This is a genomic window from Nonomuraea antimicrobica (genome assembly GCF_039536965.1).
Taxonomy (GTDB): domain Bacteria; phylum Actinomycetota; class Actinomycetes; order Streptosporangiales; family Streptosporangiaceae; genus Nonomuraea; species Nonomuraea antimicrobica.
This window is the reverse complement of the sequence record NZ_BAAAZP010000067.1, coordinates 93,472-109,692: the sequence shown is the minus strand read 5'-3', so window position 1 is coordinate 109,692 and position 16,221 is coordinate 93,472. Positions and strand designations below refer to the sequence as shown.

Sequence of the window (16,221 nt, the reverse complement as noted above, 5' to 3'; positions counted from 1 at the left end):
CGGGCCGGGCCGAAGGCGGGCCGGGCCGAAGGCGGGTGGTTACTTTCCGAGTTGGGCCGCTGCGCTCGACAGCAGCATGTCGAGGGCCGCCGGGTACGCGCTGTCGTTCATCCGCGCCACCAGCAGCGGCGCCGTGGCGGCGATGTTGGGATGGGTGCCCGCCGGCAGCCGCGCGTACGTGTCGCGCCACACCTCCTCGTCCGCCTCCCGCGCCGCCGTCGGCAGGGCCAGCGTGGCGGCGTCGAGGATGGCGAAGCCGAGGCTCTGGTCGATGAACGCGTGATAGATCCGCACCGCGTCCCGGTTCGCGAACCCGGCCCCGCGCAGGATCCCGAGGATCGTCTCGTCGCTGGCCACCTCGTTGGGCCGCCCCGTGACCCTGCTGGCGGTCAGCACCGCGGCCTGCGGATGGGCCTGGTACGCATGATGGATGCGCAGCCCCAGCTCACGCAGGTCGGCCCGCCAGTCGCCGGTGGGCCGCCAGTCGGCCATCGCGTGGCCGACCAGTTCGTCGGCGATCGCGAGGATGAGGTCGTCCATGCCACGAAAGTAGCGGTAGATCGTGCTGGCGTCGGCCCCGAGCGCCAGGCCCAGGCGGCGGGCGGTCAGCCCGGCGGCCCCGTGCTCGCGCAGCATCCGCAGCGCCGTCTCCACGATGAGCCCGTGCGACAGCACCTGTCCCTGCTTGGTGGGACGCCGCCGCCTGCGCCCCGCCTCCGGCACCACCCGCTTGGCCACCAGCGCTCCTTACGCCAACACCATTGACGTTGACGACCCTACAAGCGTTTGATGAACGACACACCCCCCAAAAGCTTTCAAAGGGGATCTATCGTCATGCGTATCCTTCTCGTGGGAGCCGGCGGCGTGGGAACCGCCATCACCCGGATCGCCGCCCGCCGCCCGTTCTTCGACCACATGGTGGTCGCCGACTACGACCTCCCCCGCGCCAAGGCGGCCGTCGCCGCCCTGGGCCAGGAGGCCACCAGGTTCACCCCGGCCAGGATCGACGCCGCCGACGTGAACGCCGTCACCGCGCTGCTGGCCGAGCACCGCTGCGACGTCCTGCTCAACGCCACCGACCCGCGCTTCGTGCTGCCGCTGTTCGAGGCGGCGCTGGCCGCCGGGGCGGACTACCTCGACATGGCCATGTCGATGTCCAGGCCGCACCCCGACCGCCCGTACGAGGAGGTGGGGGTCATGCTGGGCGACGAGCAGTTCGCCCGCGCGCCCGAGTGGGCCGCGAAGGGCAGGCTGGCGCTGGTAGGAATGGGCGTCGAGCCCGGCCTGGCCGACGTCTTCGCCCGCTACGCCGCCGACGAGCTGTTCGACGAGATCGAGGAGATCGGCATCAGGGACGGCGGCAACCTGACCGTCGAGGGCTACGACTTCGCCCCCTCCTTCTCCATCTGGACCACGATCGAGGAGTGCCTCAACCCGCCGCTGATCTACGAGAAGGACCGCGGCTGGTTCACCACCGAGCCGTTCAGCGAGCCCGAGGTCTTCGACTTCCCCGACGGGATCGGCCCCGTGGAGTGCGTGAACGTCGAGCACGAGGAGGTCGTCCTGGTGCCCCGGTGGATCCCGGCCCAGCGGGTGACGTTCAAGTACGGCCTGGGCGAGGAGTTCATCGGCACCCTCAAGACGCTGCACGCGCTGGGTGTGGACCGTACCGAGCCGGTCGCGGTCAGGACAGACCGGGGCACGGCCAGGGTGTCGCCGCGCGACGTGGTCGCCGCCGTGCTGCCCGACCCGGCCGAGCTGGGCGAGCGCATGCACGGCAAGACCTGCGCCGGCACCTGGGTCAAGGGCGTCAAGGACGGACGGGCGCGCGAGGTGTACCTCTACCACGTGGTGGACAACCAGTGGTCGATGCGCGAGTACGGCTCCCAGGCCGTCGTCTGGCAGACCGCGGTCAACCCGGTGGTCGCCCTGGAGCTGCTGGCGGGCGGGGTTTGGAGGGGCGCGGGCGTGCTGGGGCCCGAGGCGTTCGAGCCGCGCCCGTTCCTGGACCTCCTCGTCGAGTACGGCTCGCCGTGGGGCCTGCGCGAGCAGTAGGGAGAGCCTCGCGCGGAACCGGGCGAGGGATCATTGAGGTGCCGCGAACCGTACCTCGGAGGTAGCCCCGTGAGCATCGCCGACGATCCCGACCGCGCACCGGCCCGCTCCCACCTGTACGCCATGGGCGTGACGGACGAGGAACTGCGCCGCCCCGTGGTGGGCATCGCCTCCACCTGGACCGGCACCATGCCGTGCAACCTGACCCACCGCGAGCTGGCCGCCCAGGTGGCCGACGGGGTGCGCGCGGCGGGCGGTCTGCCGATGGAGTTCAACACCGTCGCGGTCTCCGACAACCTCACCATGCACACCCCGGGCATGCGCGCGTCGCTGGTCAGCCGGGAGGTCATCGCCGACTCGATCGAGCTGATGGGGCGGGCGCACGGGTTCGACGCGCTGGTGGCCATCGTGGGCTGCGACAAGACCGTTCCCGCCGCGATCATGGCGCTGGCCCGCCTGGACGTGCCGTCGGTCGTCCTCTACAGCGGCAGCATGATGCCCGGCCGCTGGCGGGGGCGCGACGTGACCATCCAGGACATGTGGGAGGCGCTCGGCGAGCGCGAGGTCGGCCGGATGGACCAGGCCGACCTCGACGACCTGGCCAGGCACGCCTGTCCCGGGGCGGGCACCTGTGCCGCCCAGTACACCGCCAACACCATGGCCGCCGTCGCCGACTTCCTCGGCCTGGCGCCGTTCGGGGCAGGCGACATCCCGGCGGTGGCCGGGGAGAAGGGCGCGGCGGCCCGCCGGGTCGGGGAGATCGCCATGGAGGCGCTGGCGCGCGACGCCCGCCCCTCGCGCGTGCTCACCTCGGACGCGCTGCACAACGCGATCGTGTCGGTGGCCGCCATGGGCGGCTCCACGAACGCGGTCCTGCACCTGCTGGCCATCGCCCGCGAGGCGGGGCTGCCGCTGGCGATCGACCGGATCGGCGAGGTCTGCCGCGAGGTCCCGATCATCACGGGACTCAAGCCCAGCGGCGGCGAGCACACGGCGCTCGACCTGTGGCGGGCGGGCGGCACCTCGCTGGTGGTGCGCCGCCTGCTGGAGGCGGGCCTGCTGCGCGAGAACGTCACGCTGGTGGACGGCCGCACGCTGGCCGAGGTGGCGGCGCAGGCCAGGGAGACCCCGGGCCAGCGGGTCGTGGCGAGCGCGGCGGCGCCGTTCAAGCGGCGCGGCGCGCTGGCCGTCCTGCGCGGCTCGCTCGCGCCCGACGGCTGCGTGCTCAAACTGGGCGGCAAGGACGACTTCCGCCACGAAGGCCCCGCCCGGGTCTTCGACTCGGAGAACGCCTGCTACGCCGCCATCCAGGAGGGCCGGATCGTGCCCGGCGACGTCATCGTGGTCCGGTACGAGGGCCCGGCGGGCGGCCCCGGCATGCGCGAGATGCTCTCGATCACCGGGCCCCTGGTCGGGCGCGGCCTGGGCACCTCGGTGGCGCTGGTCACCGACGGCCGGTTCAGCGGGGTCTCGCACGGGCTGGTGATCGGGCACGTGGCGCCGGAGGCGTACCGGGGCGGGCCCATCGCCCTCGTACGCGACGGCGACCCGGTGGTGATCGACAGCGCGGCCGGAACCCTGGACCTGCTGGTGCCGGAGGCCGAACTGGCCGAGCGCCGGGCCGCCTGGCGGCGTCCTGAACGGGTGGTCGAACGAGGGGTGCTGACCAAGTACGCGGCCACGGTCGCCTCCGCCTCCGACGGCGCGGTCACGATCTGAAGGTCACGATCTGACGGTCACGCCCTGTAGGCGGCGGTCACGGTCCGAGACCCGGGATCGAGCAATCCGTGCGGACGGCTACACTGCGCAGTGACATGGCACCGCCCTCACTTCGAAGGAGACTGACGCGATGCTCAAGGAGTTCGCCGTGGAGGCCGTGATGTGGGTCGTCCCGGTCGTGGTGCTGATCGGGGTGGCACTCCTCGTCACCGCGTGAGCCCGAGGGGGCCGAGCCGACCACCGGCCGGCCCCTTTTCGCTGCCCGCACAGTCCTGCCCGTACAGGACACCCCGCGCAGGACTATTCGTTGAAGGGCGGCGCGTCGCCCGCGTCGTTGAGCTCGGCGATGGCCAGCTCGGCCGTGCTGCGGATGTCGAAGAACTTGTCGAGCGCGGTGATCGCGAACAGGTGCTTGCACCTGCCGTTGAGCCCCGACAGCAACAGCCGCCCGCCCGAGGCGGTGACCGCCTTGTGCAGGTAGACCAGCACCGACAGGCCGGAGGAGTCGCAGACGCTGACCGCCTCCATGTCGATGACGAGCAGCGGGGGCTGAGCGAGATCGAGTGCCTTGGTGACGCGGTCGCGGACCTCCGCCGCGGAGCCGAAGTCGAAATCCCCCGTGAGCCGTGCGATGACGCAGGGGCCCTGGAGTCCGAGGCTTATCGACAAGGCCTGCTCCGAAGTCACCCAGCTCCACCTACCCGCGTCGCTTTCCCGATCCCCACTTTACGAGAAGTAGCGCTTCGGGTTGAACACCAGCATCTGCTCAATCTGGTCGTCGGTCACACCCGAGTCCAGCAGTGCGGCCAAGACGTCGTCGTGAATGTGATCGTAGCGCCAGTTCGGCGCCAGCGTACCGAGAGTGTCGTCCCAGGCGCCGCCGAAATAGTCCATGAAGCACGCGGCGTCGTGGCTGAGGACCATGCGGTCGGCGTATCCCCGCTGGCAGAGCGCCGCGATCGTGGCCACGCGCTGCGCGGTCGGGTTGTAGACGTCGAGACCGAACCGGTCCATCCCGAGTATCGCGCCGGTGTCGGCCAGGCGCATGAGGTAGTCGAGGTCGTTGCTGTCGCCCGAGTGCCCGACGACCACCTTCCGCAGGTCGACCCCCTCCTTGGCGAACAGGTCGAGCGCGATCAGCCCGCTCTGGGCGAAGGAGTTGGTGTGGACGGTGATCGGCGCCCCGGTGCGTACGTGCGTCTGCGCCACGGCCCGGCAGATGCGCTCGACGCCGGGCGTGAGCCCCTTGGCCTCGACCACGCATTTGAGGAAGGCCGCCTTCACGCCGGTGTCGGCGATGCCCTCGGTCAGGTCGCGGACGAAGTCGTCGATCATCGGGTCCGGGCAGTCGAAGATCAGGCCGGGGCCGCGGTGCTCGTACTGGTGGGGCAGCTCCTCGTAGGAGTAGATGCCGGTGGCGGCGATGATGTGCAGGCCGGGCACCTGCTCGGCGATGCGCTGGACCCGCGGGATGTAGCGGCCCAGCCCCCACACCGTCGGGTCGACGATCGTCCGCACGCCCTTCGCGGCCACCGCGTTGAGCTTGGTGACGGCGTCCGCCACCCGGTGCTCCTCGTCCCACCAGGCGCCCTTGCCGTAGTTGTCCAGGTGCTCGGTGGCCACGACGAACACGTGCTCGTGCATCAACGTCTGCCCCAGCTCTCCGACGTCCACGGGGCCGCGAAGGGTTTCGACGGTGGGCATGCGCGCCTCCATACCGGCTGGTCGGTGTGGCGCCACCGTAGGCCGCCACGCGACCACCGTCAACCGCGACACCGCGGAAACGCCGATCCCGTCGGGCACGCCACGCCCAGGCCCTCTCACGCCCGTCTGGCCTGCCGCGGGAACAGCGGCTTCGGGCTGGACAGGCGCTCACCGGACACCGCCGCGGCCACCCGCGCCGCCGCCCCCGGCAGGAACGGCTCCAGTTCCACGGCGAGCGCCCGGCACGCGTGCACCAGCGTCCCCAGCGACGCCTCCTGACCGGCGCGCGACTGCTGCCAGGGATGGGTGCGCTCGACGTACCTGTTGGCGTCCGCCACGATCGTCCAGACGGCCAGCGCCGCCCGCCTGAAGTCGAAGTCGTCCAGGGCCTCGCTCACCCGCCCGCCCACCGACGTCTCCGCCAGGACCTCCCCCGCAGGTGGCACGTGGCCGTCCAGGAAGCGGCAGACCATGGTGGCGACCCGGTTGACCAGGTTGCCCAGGCCGTTCGCCAGGTCCTCGTCGGCCCTGGCGGCCAGCCGCGCCTCGGTGAAGTCGGCGTCGCCCACACGCGGCACCTCGCGCAGCAGCCACCAGCGCACGGCGTCCACTCCGTACGCGGCCACGAGCGCCACCGGATCGGCCGGGTCGCCGGACGACTTGCTGAGCTTGCGGCCGCCGGCGGTGAGGTAGTCGTGCACGAAGATGTCCGTGGGCAGCGGCCGGCCCGCGGACAGCAACATCGCCGGCCAGTACACCGCGTGAAACCGGATCACCCCCTTGCCCATGAGATGGACCTTGCGCGGCTCGCGCACCCACCAGCGTTCGTAGGCACCGCCGCCGTCGAGCGCGGTGACGTAGTTGGCCAGGGCGTCCCACCACACGTAGACCACCTGGCCGGGATCGCCCGGCACGGGGATCCCCCAGCCCTTGACGCGGGCGGCGGACCGGGAGACGCTGATGTCCGCCAGCCCCGCCTCGACGAACGCCAGCACCTCGTTACGCCGCGCCACCGGCTCGATCCTGAGCCGTCCGCTCCCGATCAGGTCGAGCAGGGCGTCCTGGTAGCGGGACAGCCGGAAGAACCAGTTCTCCTCCGACACCCGCTGGAGCGGCTGCTCGTGCCCGTCGGGACACGGCCCCTGCGGGTAGAACTGCTCGCAGCCCACGCAGTAGAGCCCCTCGTAGTGGCGCTGGTAGAGGTCGTGCGCGGTGGCCCGCCAGATCTCCGCCACACCGGCCCTGTGCCCGTGGTGCGCGCTGGTCCTGATGAAGGAGTCGAAGGACAGGTCCAGCGTCCCGCGCAGCCCTTCGAACGCGGCCGCGTTCCTGTCCACCAGCTCCCGCACCGGTACGCCCTCCGCCTCGGCGGCCAGCACGTTCTTCAGCGAGTTGTCGTCGGTGCCCGTCTGGAACCGTACGGGCTCGCCCAGGCGCCGATGGTGCCTGGCCAGCACGTCGGCCTGAACGAGCTCCAGCGCGTGGCCGAGATGGGGCCGGGCGTTGACGTAGGGGATGGTCGTGGTGATGTACATCGGGTGCCTCCCAAGGGGCCCCGGACACGACAAGAGGCCCCGGCTAGCAGGGCCTCAGCGTGGACGTGCCGACGAAACCCCCTAGGGGGCCATCATCGCCGCGCACGTCGTCATGCCCTCAGCGTACACTCCGCCGCGCCAGGTAGATCACCAGCCCGGCCGCGAACACCGCCAGCCCGGCCAGCACCGACACCAGCGGCAGCGTCGCCGCCAGCACCAGGCACAGCACCAGCCCCACCACCGGGACGGCGCGGGGCGGCGCGCCCTCGTCGCGGCCGAGCGTGAGCGCGCTCGCGTTGGCGATCGCGTAGTAGACCAGCACGCCGAACGAGGAGAACCCGATCGCCCCGCGCAGGTCGGCCACCAGCAGCAGCACGATCACCGCGGCGCCCACCGCCAGCTCCGCCCGTCTCGGCGCCTGGCGCACCGGGTCGACGGCGGCCAGGGCGCCCGGCAGGTCGCGCTCGCGGGCCATGGCCAGCACCGTACGCGAGACGCCCAGCAGCAGCGCCAGCAGCGCGCCCAGCGCCGCCACGGCGGCCCCCACGCCCACCACGGGCGCCAGCCAGCCGAACCCCGCCTCCCGCACCAGGTCGGCCAGCGGCGCCTGGGAGGCGGCGAGCAGCTCCGGCTTCAGCGTGCGCAGCGCGGCCACCGCGACCAGCGTGTAGACGGCCAGCGTGATGCCGAGCGCGATCCCGACCGCGCGGGGGATGGTGCGGGCGGGATCGCGCACCTCCTCGCCGAGGGTGGCGATCCTGGCGTATCCGGCGAAGGCGAAGAACAGCAGCCCGGCCCCCTGCGACACGCCCCAGACGTCGATCGTGGGTGCGGGCATGTTGGCGAACCAGCCGAACGTGACCACGTCGTCGCCGAACAACCCGGCCGCGATGACGGCGACGAGCACGGCCAGGACGAACGCCACGAGCACCCGGGCCACGCCCGCCGAGCGCTGCACGCCGAACAGGTTGAGCACGGTCAGCGCGGCCACCGCGAGGACGGCCAGCGGGCGTTCGAGACCGGGCAGCGCGTACGCGCCGAACGTGAGCGCCATGGCCGCGCAGGACGCGGTCTTGCCGACCGTGAAGCCCCAGCCCGCCAGATAGCCCCACAGCGGGCCGAGGCGCCGCCTGCCGTAGACGTAGGTGCCGCCGGACTCGGGGTAGAGGGCCGCCAGCCGGGCCGAGGAGGTGGCGTTGCAGTAGGCCACCACGGCGGCGAGGGCGAGCGAGACCAGCAGCCACGGGCCGGCGACCGCGGCGGCGGGCGCGAACGCGGCGAACACCCCCGCGCCGATCATCGCGCTCAGGCCCACGACCACCGCGTCGCCGGTGCCGAGCCGCCGCGCCAGCCCTTCCCGCAACGTGCCCGCCTCCTTCACGTCCTCATCAGGAGGCACCCACTCTGCCGCATCCCACCGACAGCCCGCGGCAACGGGGGGTGAACGTTCAGTCGTTCCTGCCCGGCCCCGGGACCACCAGCACCGGGCGGTGCGCGTGGTGCAGCACCCGGTCCGACGTGCTGCCGAGCAGCAGCGAACGCACCCCGCCCAGCCCTCTGGTGCCGGTCACGATGAGCTTGGCGTCCAGTTCGTCGGCCACGTCCACGATGGTCGACCAGACGGCCACGGAGTCCACGTCGCAGCGCGGGCTCGCGTCCAGTCCGGCCGCGCGGGCCAACTCGGCGCCGCGCTGGGCCAGCTCCCGCATCGCCTCCGCGAGTGCCTCGTCCTCGGCGCCGGTCTGGTCGAGGGCCACCAGGAATCCCGCCGTGGCCCTGGCCGAGGTCATCGCCAGCCGTTCCCACACCGTCAGCACGACCGCCTCCGCACCGCGGAACATCTCGCCCGCGAAGGCGATGGCGGTCTTGGCGTCGTCGGACCCGTCGTAAGCGATCAGAATCGTCATGTCGCCACTTCCTCAAGAGTTCGGGGCCCTCCCTCTTTCCCCTGCGGCGGACTTCACGCCTGACGGCCGTCAGGCCATGATGGGCGACACGCCCCGCCTGGCCGCCGGTCTGAGCATCGACAGCCCGGCCAGCGCCAGCACGCCCAGCTCGGTGACCACCACGACCCGCTGGGTCAGGCCCGCCGGGATGTCGTCGTTGGACAGCGGGATGCCGAACATGCGCACCACGTACGGGATCACGACCAGCAGCAGCGCCCCCACGGCCACCCCGCTCAGCACGCGCACGGCCCTGGCGTACCGGATCCTGGCCCTGGCCAGCAGCAGCCCCGCCACCGGCATCGCCAGGAACGCGGCGAACGCGGCGTAGCGGTGGATGCCTCCCGACAGCGACAGCGGCACCCCCGGCCGGTCGGTCGGGAAGGCCCCGATCATGAACATGCTCGCCCCCCACGCCACCAGCAGCGCGACGATCCAGCGGCTCATCCCGGCGCGGCGCAGCGCCTCGGCGATGAGCGCGGAGCCCACGGCGAACAGGGTGAGCGAGGCGGGCAGCAGCCAACCGGCCGACTGCCAGACGTACTCGCTGATCACGCTGTGCATCGGATCGAGGTCCGACCCGGCGTGCAAGGTGAGCATGGCGCCGCTTCCCGCGCCGATGGCCGCGAACCCGCTGACGAGCAATCCCTTCATGCCTCAAAGCTCGTGGAACGCGGGCTTCGCCGACATCGGAGATCGGCCCGAAGCGGCCCTGAACGATCCCTTAATACCTTGGTCGGATCGACCCCTGGGGAGGGCCGCCGACCTGCTCATACGTGACCCTGGGTAGGGCCTGCCCCCTCAGGGTGGGGGCAGTGGGCCGTACCCGATGGCACCCGATTTGACTTCGAGTGCGCTCTAAGGGCCACCCTGGAGGCATGACGATCCAGGAGGCCGCGGCGCGCTCGGGGCTGAGCGCTCACACGCTGCGCTATTACGAGCGTATCGGGCTCATCCACTCGGTCGGCCGCAACAGCAGCGGGCACCGCGACTACGCGGAGGCCGACCTCGTCTGGCTGGACTTCCTCACCAAACTGCGCACGACGGGCATGCCGATCGCCGACATGTGCCGGTACGCCGAGCTGCGGCGCATGGGCCGCAACACCTCCGGCGAGCGCAAGGAGATGCTGGAGCTGCACAGGGAGCGCGTACGGGCCAGGATCGCGGAGCTCACCCAGGACCTGAAGGTGCTGGATCAGAAGATCGACTCTTACGGGGGGATGGAATGAACAGGCGCACCCTCGGCCTCAACGGCCTGCGCGTCTCGGCACTCGGGCTCGGCTGCATGGGGATGTCCGAGTTCTACGGCCGGGGCGACGAGCGGGAGTCCGTCGCCGTCATCCACCGCGCGCTCGACCTCGGCCTGAACTTCCTGGACACCGCCGACATGTACGGCAGCGGGGCCAACGAGGAGCTGGTCGGCCGGGCCATCAAGGACCGGCGCGGCGAGGTGGTGCTGGCCACCAAGTTCGGCATCAGGCGCGACGAGAGCGGCGGCCGCTCGATCGACAACAGCCCCGAGTACATCAGGGCCGCGTGCGACGCCTCGCTGCGCCGCCTCGGCGTCGACCACATCGACCTCTACTACATGCACCGCCGCAACCCCGACGTGCCCGTCGAGGAGTCGGTCGGGGCCATGGCCGAGCTGGTCGAGCAGGGCAAGGTGGGCCACCTGGGGCTGTCGGAGGTGAGCGCCGACACCCTGCGCAGAGCCGTCGCCGTGCACCCGATCGCGGCCCTGCAGAGCGAATACTCGCTGTTCACCAGGGGCCTGGAGACGGAGATCCGGCCCACGGCCTGGGAGCTGGGGGTCGGGCTGGTGGCGTACTCGCCGATCAGCCGCGGTCTGCTGTCGGCCGCGATGCCCAGCGCCGACGAGCTGTCCGCCGACGACTTCCGGCGGCGCATGCCGCGCAACACCGGTGAGAACGCCGAGCACAACAGGGCGCTGGCGGCCGAGGTGAAGAAGGTCGCCGACGCGGCCGGGCTGACCACGGCCCAGATCTCCCTGGCCTGGCTGCTGGCCCAGGGCGAGGACGTCGTGCCCATCCCGGGCACCAAGCGGCTGGCGTACCTGGAGGAGAACGCCGCCGCGGCGGACGTCACGCTGACGCCCGAGCAGCTCGACGCGCTGGTGAAGGCCGTTCCCGTGGACGCCGTACGCGGCGACCGCTACGCCGTCATGGCCGACATCGAGCGCTGACCGCTCAGGCGGCGGGCCCGGCGGGGCCGGAAGCGGGGCCGAAGGGAGGGGCGGAAGCAGGGCCGACGGCAGGGTCGAAGTAGACGCGGGTCGAGGTCGCGCCGACCCGGGTGTGCACGCGTACGAGGTCGCTCAGCAGGTTGACGATCAGCAGGCCGCGCGAGCCCGGGTGGCGCGGGTCGGCCGGCCTGCGGCCCGCCAGCGGGTCGGTGATGTGGCCCGCGTCGCTGACCTCGCACACCAGCCGGCCGTCCTCGGTCCACACCCTGAGCCTGCCCCAGCCGCCGCCGTGGTCGAGGCTGTTGGCGCCCAGCTCGGCCACCACCAGCCGGATGTCGTCGAGCCGGTCGCCCGCGAACCCCATCGCGGCGGCCTCTTGGGCGGCCAGAGCCCGCGCCGCGGGCAGGTTGGTGTGGTCGAAGGACAGCAACACGTACTTCCACGGCTCCCCGAACGGCCGGTTGTGCTCGTCGACCACCTGCTCGGGCGCGTAGTCGGCGCTTCGCCACTCCCCCGAGGCGTCGCGCAGCACGGGGTGGGTGCGCGCCGCGTCGGCGATGACGTCGGCGCCCAGCCCGGCCACGTCGTACGGGCACAGGATCGTGGCCCGCCGCCCCGTGAACGACAGGTTGATCAGCGCCTCGTGCTGGGCGCACGCCGCGTGTTCCGCGGCCGTGTGCCCCGGCCAGGCGGGCTCGCCCACGATGCGCACGTGGCGGTCTGGATGCCGGTCGGCGAAGGCCCGCAGCACGGCGGGGATGAGGCGCCCGGGATTGCGCCCGGCCTCGATCATGTCGAGCATGAGCACGTCGCCGGCGTCGGCGCCGAGCGCGGCGGCGATCAGCGCGAGACGCGGGCCGGGGACGGCGACCGCGACCGGGTCGCCGGCGGCCAGCCCGTCGCGGACGAAGGCCGTGGTGGCAGCCGTGTATTCCCGGTCACCCCGGTAGAAGAGCGCCGGATGCGCGAACGGGTCCGCCAACACAGCACTCACGGTACCCAAGGCCGATGAATTCACGGGCAATCTGCTGGGTATGTAAAGGATTGTGAAAAGAGTCCAGGTCATCCGCCGCCCCTTGCCGGGACCCCGGCAGCTCCCCCTCGATCTGCGCACCCCTTCCGGCCGACGGCTCCCGTTCTGAGCGCCGTGAACCTATGCTCATGACATGTCGGAATTGCAGATGCGGGTGTCCGACGAGGACCGGGAGCGCACCGCGCAGCAGTTGCAGCACGCCTTCACCGAGGGCCGCCTCACGCAGCCGGAGCTCGAGGACCGGCTCGAACTGGCCTTCACCGCGAAGACGTACGGCGACCTGCTGGAGCTGATCAGCGACCTGCCCGCGGCCGAGCCACGGGTCGGCGAGCTGGTCGAGCTGGAGCCGAAGAACGGCAACCTCAAGCGCTCAGGCGACTGGGCGGTCCCCCGCCGCCTGCGGGTGTCCTCCAAGTACGGCAGCGTCGAGCTCGACTTCTCCGAGGCCGTCATCACCCACCCGGTCGTCGACGTCGAGCTGGACCTCGCCTACGGCTCCGCCAAGATCATCCTGCCCGAGGGCGCGGTGGCGAACGTGGACGGCTTCCACAGCGACTGGGGCGCCACGAAGACCTCGGACGTGCCGAGCAGACCCCGCCCAGGCGCCCTCTGCCTGGTGATCAGCGGCCGGGCGAAGTACGGCGGGCTCACCGTGCGCTACCCGCGCAAGCGCTGGTTCACCCACTGATGAAAGAGCGCGATGTGGTGCTCGCTGGGCACCAGCACGCCGCCCTCCCGGTACGCCCGTGACGACATGCCGGGCTGGGTGCGCTCACAGGCGTCGAAGTCCTGCTCGTTGACCCGGTGGAACAACTCGACCGACAGCGACAGGTCGGCCCCCGACTCCACCACGCCGGGGTGGTAGAGCCAGTCGCACTCCACCACGGTCCGGTCGGCGGCCATCGGGAACATCCGGTGCAGGATCACGTGGTCGGGCACCAGGTTGACGAACACCTGGGGCTTGACCGTGATCGCGTAGTAGCGGCGGTCCTGGTCCTGTGACACGTCGGGCAGCCTGCCGAAGCCGGGGCTGCCGTCCACCGTGAACCCCTCGGCCCGCTCGGCGAACTCCGCGCCGTGGCCGACGTAGTACTGCGCCGCGTAACCCCCGGCGAACTCCGGCAGCACCGCCGTCAGCTCCGGGTGGATGGTGGCGCAGTGGTAGCACTCCATGAAGTTCTCGACCAGGAGCTTCCAGTTGGCCTTGACGTCGTAGACGACGCGGCGGCCGAGCGCCAGGTCCTCGACGTGGTAGCGCTCGATGGCGGCGGGGTCGCCGAGCCGCTCGGTGGCCGCGTACGTGACGTGCTCCTCGAACGAGGGCGGCTCGGCGGCCAGGCACACCCAGGCGTACCCGAGCCATTCGCGCAGGTGCACGGGCACCAGCCCGTACTCGACGCGGTCGACGTCGGGCATCCTGGCCAGGTTGGGGGCGGCGGCCAGGCGGCCGTCGAGGTCGTACGACCAGGCGTGGTAGGCGCACCTGATCGTCCGCCTGACCTCGCCCGACTCCTCGGCGCACAGGCGGGCGCCGCGGTGCCGGCAGACGTTGAGGAAGGCCCGCAGCCGGTCGTCGCGCCCGCGCACCACGATCACGCTCTCCCTGCCCACCTGCACGGTCCTGAACGCGCCCGGCTTCGGCAGGTCCCCGGCCCTGACGGCGCAGAACCAGAGGTTCTCGAAGATCTTGGCCTGCTCCTCGGCGAAGATCTCGGGGTCGGTGTAGGCGCGGCCGGGAAGCGTGGAGATCAGGCTCGACGTGGTGGTCAACCGACACCCCTTGTTGCGTATTACGCACCGAGTTGCTCTATATGCGACATCGTCGGGCGGGCTCAGAGGGCTGTCAAGAGGTAGCTGCTGTACCTGCGCAGCATGGCCGTGTACATCCTGGTCACCGGCCCGTCGGGCAGCAGCCCGACGAACGACCGCTGCATGTCGGTGAGCGCCGTCCCGGCCAGCCTGGCCGGCCTGCGCGCCACCTTCGACCTGGCCCGCTCGTACGCGCGCAGGTCGCCGAGCGAGCGGCTGAGCAGCCAGGCGTCCTCCAGGGCCTGGTTGGCGCCCTGGGCCATGGTGGGCGGCATGGTGTGCGCGGCGTCGCCGGCCAGCGTGGTCGGCCCCTTGCCCCAGACGCCGGGGATGGGCTGGCGATGGTGGGGGAAGAAGTCGAGGTCGGAGAGCGAGCCGAGGACGGCGGGCACCGGGTCCGCCCAACCGCCGAACCGCTCGCGCAGCCGCTCGGCCACCCGCGGGTCGTCGGCCCAGAACGGCCCGCCAGGGGCCGCCCTGACGTCGAACCACCAGAGCAGCCGCCCCTCGCCCGCCGGCATCAGCCCGCACAGGCCCCGCCCACCGGCGATCATCACCGCCCTGCCCGCCTCGGTCAGCGCCGTGGGCTCGGTGGTGAACCCCTGCCAGGTGACCCAGGGCCTCAGCCGCGCCCGGTCGTCGCCCCACAGCGCCGCACGCACCACGGAACGGCGGCCGTCGGCGCCCACCAGCACGTCGCCGCGCACCGTACGGCCGTCGGCCAGGTGCACCTCGGCCCGCTCCGGCACCACCCGCTCGGCCCGCGCGCCGTACGTCACCGGCACGCCCTCGGCGAGCAGCCCGACCAGCTCGCTCCGGGCCACGTGCACGACCGGATGGCCGAAGCGGCGCTCGGCCACCGTCAGGTCCACGGTCAGCAGGCGCCGCCCGTCCGTGGCCCACGACTCCATGGTCTCCAGCCGCCGCCCGATGCCGGTGTAGTCGGCCCTGAGCTCCTGGAGAATCGCCGTGCTGCCGGGCCAGAGGGTGACGGAGCCGCCGGCCGTACGCAGCTCGGGGGCCTCCTCGTACACCTCGGCGTCGTGGCCCGCGGCGAGCACGGCACGGGCCAGGGCGAGCCCCGCGACGCCCGCACCGACGATGATTACTCTCATAGCGTTCCCTGAGACTGAGACTCTCGATATCGGATACTAGGAGTATCACAATGTCTGCGCGCGGCCGCAAGCCCGACCCGACCGTGGACCACCGCATCCGGCAGGCCGCGACCGAGCTGGTGCTCGCCCGGGGGTTCGACTTCACCATGGACGACGTCGCCGCGGCGGCGGGCGTGGGCCGGGCGAGCGTGTTCCGGCGCTACGCCACCAAGCGCGACATGCTGCTCGAAACCATCACCGGCCTGATGAACACGCACGTCGCCATCCCCGACACCGGCTCGCTGGCCGGCGACCTGGGCGTGGTGGTCTCCGACACGCTCACCCTCTGGCACCAACCCGGCGTCGCCCGCATGGCCAAGCAGATCTACGGCGAGGCCGGCCGCGACCCAGCGGTGGCCGAGATCATCCGTACGGGGATGCGCACCCGCATGGAGCGCTCATGGGTCGTGTACGAGCGCGCGATCGAGCGCGGCGAACTGCCGCCGAACGCCGACCTGTGGATGCTCACGGACATGTTCACCGGACTCGTCTCCTACCGGGGGCTCCTGGATCTTCCGCTGCCCGAACCGGCGGAGATCGTGCAGGTCCTGCTGCACGGCTTTACGCCCACTTGATGCCTCTGGTGCTAGTGGGGTGCAAGTGACAGTCAAGTTTGGGCCCATAATGTTCCCTTCGTTCGCTAAACCTACGAAGGGCACGGAACATGAAACCCCCTCGTCGTCGCCTGGCCGTCGTGGCCGCGACGCTGACTCTTGCCGGCCTCACCACCGCCTGTGGTGCGATCGGGCAGGCCGTTGACTGCAACACCGCGGCCGGCGAGGCCACCAAGATCGTCACCGAGTGGAGCTCAGCGATCGGTAACCCCGACGCCATCGGCACGGCCTCGGAGACCGCGGCCACCAAGACGAAGGAGCTGGCCGGCAAGTACGACGGCGACGTCGCCGCCGCGCTGAACGACCTCGCCGACGGCTTCGCCGCCATGAAGGGCGGAGACCTGGCCGCCGTGACCGAGTTCAGCAGCAAGGCCAACGGCTTCACCAGCAAGATCACGGCCGCCTGCGCCTGACCGGGCCCGCGGTCGCCGCCACCACCTGTGGGGGGCAGG

At 71.7% G+C, this 16,221-nt stretch carries 17 protein-coding genes; 7 read left to right on the top strand and 10 right to left on the bottom strand.

Translation table 11 applies throughout. The features are described from left to right. Positions 1 to 39: 39 nt before the first annotated feature. A complete protein-coding gene (locus ABD844_RS17225) occupies positions 40 to 738 on the bottom strand; it encodes a TetR/AcrR family transcriptional regulator (protein ID WP_344878061.1) in 699 nt (232 codons plus the stop codon). A 96-nt stretch (positions 739 to 834) separates the two neighbouring features. Between ABD844_RS17225 and ABD844_RS17220 the strand changes: the two genes are divergently transcribed. Further along, positions 835 to 2,055 (top strand): saccharopine dehydrogenase family protein, encoded by a 1,221-nt coding sequence (locus ABD844_RS17220; RefSeq protein ID WP_344878059.1) that lies wholly within the window; start codon positions 835 to 837, stop codon positions 2,053 to 2,055. Between the two features lie 69 nt (positions 2,056 to 2,124). After that, a complete protein-coding gene (ilvD, locus tag ABD844_RS17215) occupies positions 2,125 to 3,774 on the top strand; it encodes a dihydroxy-acid dehydratase (protein WP_344878057.1) in 1,650 nt (549 codons plus the stop codon). A gap of 300 nt (positions 3,775 to 4,074) precedes the next feature. Here the strand turns inward: ilvD and ABD844_RS17210 are convergent, their stop codons facing one another. The 6 genes from ABD844_RS17210 to ABD844_RS17185 all read right to left on the bottom strand — a co-directional run bounded on the left by ABD844_RS17210 (position 4,075) and on the right by ABD844_RS17185 (position 9,610). Continuing rightward, positions 4,075 to 4,461: an STAS domain-containing protein gene (locus ABD844_RS17210; RefSeq protein WP_344878055.1), complete on the bottom strand. Its 387-nt coding sequence runs from the start codon at positions 4,459 to 4,461 to the stop codon at positions 4,075 to 4,077. 39 nt (positions 4,462 to 4,500) lie between these two features. Next, a complete protein-coding gene (locus ABD844_RS17205) occupies positions 4,501 to 5,478 on the bottom strand; it encodes a phosphotriesterase family protein (protein ID WP_344878053.1) in 978 nt (325 codons plus the stop codon). A 116-nt stretch (positions 5,479 to 5,594) separates the two neighbouring features. Continuing rightward, positions 5,595 to 7,013, bottom strand: a complete 1,419-nt coding sequence (locus ABD844_RS17200; RefSeq protein ID WP_344878051.1) for a methionine--tRNA ligase — start codon at positions 7,011 to 7,013, stop codon at positions 5,595 to 5,597. 118 nt (positions 7,014 to 7,131) lie between these two features. Next, positions 7,132 to 8,412: an APC family permease gene (locus tag ABD844_RS17195; RefSeq protein WP_344878049.1), complete on the bottom strand. Its 1,281-nt coding sequence runs from the start codon at positions 8,410 to 8,412 to the stop codon at positions 7,132 to 7,134. A gap of 49 nt (positions 8,413 to 8,461) precedes the next feature. Continuing rightward, the gene (locus tag ABD844_RS17190; RefSeq protein ID WP_344878047.1) at positions 8,462 to 8,920 is read right to left on the bottom strand and encodes a universal stress protein; all 459 of its coding nucleotides are present in this window, start codon (positions 8,918 to 8,920) and stop codon (positions 8,462 to 8,464) included. A gap of 69 nt (positions 8,921 to 8,989) precedes the next feature. Beyond that, positions 8,990 to 9,610, bottom strand: a complete 621-nt coding sequence (locus ABD844_RS17185; protein WP_344878045.1) for a DUF998 domain-containing protein — start codon at positions 9,608 to 9,610, stop codon at positions 8,990 to 8,992. A 224-nt stretch (positions 9,611 to 9,834) separates the two neighbouring features. Between ABD844_RS17185 and ABD844_RS17180 the strand changes: the two genes are divergently transcribed. Further along, positions 9,835 to 10,185, top strand: coding sequence for a MerR family transcriptional regulator (locus ABD844_RS17180; protein ID WP_344878043.1), 351 nt, complete (start codon positions 9,835 to 9,837; stop codon positions 10,183 to 10,185). Next, positions 10,182 to 11,159 (top strand): aldo/keto reductase, encoded by a 978-nt coding sequence (locus tag ABD844_RS17175; protein WP_344878041.1) that lies wholly within the window; start codon positions 10,182 to 10,184, stop codon positions 11,157 to 11,159. The genes ABD844_RS17180 and ABD844_RS17175 overlap by 4 nt, the downstream gene beginning before the upstream one ends. 4 nt (positions 11,160 to 11,163) lie before the next feature. Here ABD844_RS17175 and ABD844_RS17170 read toward each other — a convergent pair whose 3' ends face one another. After that, positions 11,164 to 12,144 carry an anti-sigma factor RsbA family regulatory protein gene (locus tag ABD844_RS17170; RefSeq protein ID WP_344878039.1) on the bottom strand — a complete coding sequence of 327 codons (981 nt, stop codon included), beginning with the start codon at positions 12,142 to 12,144 and terminating at the stop codon, positions 11,164 to 11,166. 181 nt (positions 12,145 to 12,325) lie between these two features. Here ABD844_RS17170 and ABD844_RS17165 point away from each other — a divergent pair, with 181 nt between their 5' ends. After that, positions 12,326 to 12,880: a DUF1707 SHOCT-like domain-containing protein gene (locus ABD844_RS17165; protein WP_344878037.1), complete on the top strand. Its 555-nt coding sequence runs from the start codon at positions 12,326 to 12,328 to the stop codon at positions 12,878 to 12,880. Here the strand turns inward: ABD844_RS17165 and ABD844_RS17160 are convergent. Both ABD844_RS17160 and ABD844_RS17155 read right to left on the bottom strand, forming a co-directional pair. Continuing rightward, positions 12,850 to 13,962, bottom strand: coding sequence for an aromatic ring-hydroxylating oxygenase subunit alpha (locus tag ABD844_RS17160; protein ID WP_344878035.1), 1,113 nt, complete (start codon positions 13,960 to 13,962; stop codon positions 12,850 to 12,852). The two genes, ABD844_RS17165 and ABD844_RS17160, sit on opposite strands and share 31 nt — an antisense overlap. 62 nt (positions 13,963 to 14,024) lie before the next feature. Continuing rightward, positions 14,025 to 15,116 (bottom strand): FAD-dependent oxidoreductase, encoded by a 1,092-nt coding sequence (locus ABD844_RS17155; protein ID WP_344878033.1) that lies wholly within the window; start codon positions 15,114 to 15,116, stop codon positions 14,025 to 14,027. A gap of 50 nt (positions 15,117 to 15,166) precedes the next feature. On the opposite strand from ABD844_RS17155, the gene ABD844_RS17150 reads away from it, so the two are divergent. Then, positions 15,167 to 15,730, top strand: coding sequence for a TetR-like C-terminal domain-containing protein (locus ABD844_RS17150; RefSeq protein ID WP_344878031.1), 564 nt, complete (start codon positions 15,167 to 15,169; stop codon positions 15,728 to 15,730). A gap of 89 nt (positions 15,731 to 15,819) precedes the next feature. Next, positions 15,820 to 16,182 carry a hypothetical protein gene (locus tag ABD844_RS17145; RefSeq protein ID WP_344878029.1) on the top strand — a complete coding sequence of 121 codons (363 nt, stop codon included), beginning with the start codon at positions 15,820 to 15,822 and terminating at the stop codon, positions 16,180 to 16,182. Positions 16,183 to 16,221 lie beyond the last annotated feature (39 nt).

Bases quoted from the DNA above. Each gene is read 5' to 3' on its own strand.
- ABD844_RS17190 (WP_344878047.1), bottom strand. From the start codon at position 8,920: ATGACGATTCTGATCGCTTACGACGGGTCCGACGACGCCAAGACCGCC.
- ABD844_RS17155 (WP_344878033.1), bottom strand. From the start codon at position 15,116: ATGAGAGTAATCATCGTCGGTGCGGGCGTCGCGGGGCTCGCCCTGGCC.
- ABD844_RS17185 (WP_344878045.1), bottom strand. From the start codon at position 9,610: ATGAAGGGATTGCTCGTCAGCGGGTTCGCGGCCATCGGCGCGGGAAGC.
- ABD844_RS17205 (WP_344878053.1), bottom strand. From the start codon at position 5,478: ATGCCCACCGTCGAAACCCTTCGCGGCCCCGTGGACGTCGGAGAGCTG.
- ABD844_RS17180 (WP_344878043.1), top strand. From the start codon at position 9,835: ATGACGATCCAGGAGGCCGCGGCGCGCTCGGGGCTGAGCGCTCACACG.
- ABD844_RS17145 (WP_344878029.1), top strand. From the start codon at position 15,820: ATGAAACCCCCTCGTCGTCGCCTGGCCGTCGTGGCCGCGACGCTGACT.
- ABD844_RS17150 (WP_344878031.1), top strand. From the start codon at position 15,167: ATGTCTGCGCGCGGCCGCAAGCCCGACCCGACCGTGGACCACCGCATC.
- ABD844_RS17220 (WP_344878059.1), top strand. From the start codon at position 835: ATGCGTATCCTTCTCGTGGGAGCCGGCGGCGTGGGAACCGCCATCACC.
- ABD844_RS17200 (WP_344878051.1), bottom strand. From the start codon at position 7,013: ATGTACATCACCACGACCATCCCCTACGTCAACGCCCGGCCCCATCTC.
- ABD844_RS17165 (WP_344878037.1), top strand. From the start codon at position 12,326: ATGTCGGAATTGCAGATGCGGGTGTCCGACGAGGACCGGGAGCGCACC.
- ABD844_RS17175 (WP_344878041.1), top strand. From the start codon at position 10,182: ATGAACAGGCGCACCCTCGGCCTCAACGGCCTGCGCGTCTCGGCACTC.